At 65.3% G+C, this 363-nt stretch carries 1 protein-coding gene; it reads right to left on the bottom strand.

The window, feature by feature from the left end; all coding sequences use genetic code 11:
- Nucleotides 1-363 (bottom strand): DUF4167 domain-containing protein (locus EN851_RS34590; RefSeq protein ID WP_135931071.1); only part of this gene is annotated, 363 nt, incomplete at both ends.

The raw sequence follows: 363 nt of genomic DNA, 5'->3' as shown, positions 1-363 counted from the left end.
CCCCATCACGCTGGCCTCCGTCGCGCTGGCCATTCTGGCCGTATTGGCCATAGCCGCCATTGCGGCGGTCGCGGTGCCTGTCGCGGCCACTGTTGTCGCGCCGGTTGTTGTCGCGGCCGTTTTCCTGGTTGAAGCCGAGCTCGGCTGGCGTGCCTTCGATCACCGGCTGCGGCCCGGAACCGTTCGGCCCAGCCTGCGCCTCCCCGGCATTGCTGTTGCCGACGGTATCGAACTCGTCGCGATCCTCATCGATGTCGTCATCGAAATCGTCGCGGTTCTGCTGGGCGTTCTGGATCGGCATCTGCGCCTGCGCGGCGGCAATGATGCGATTGTAGTGTTCGGCGTGCTGGAGATAGTTCTCCG

Origin of the sequence: Mesorhizobium sp. M8A.F.Ca.ET.208.01.1.1, assembly GCF_004791315.1 — a bacterium.
Lineage (GTDB): Bacteria > Pseudomonadota > Alphaproteobacteria > Rhizobiales > Rhizobiaceae > Mesorhizobium.
This window is presented reverse-complemented; position numbering and strand designations above follow the sequence as displayed.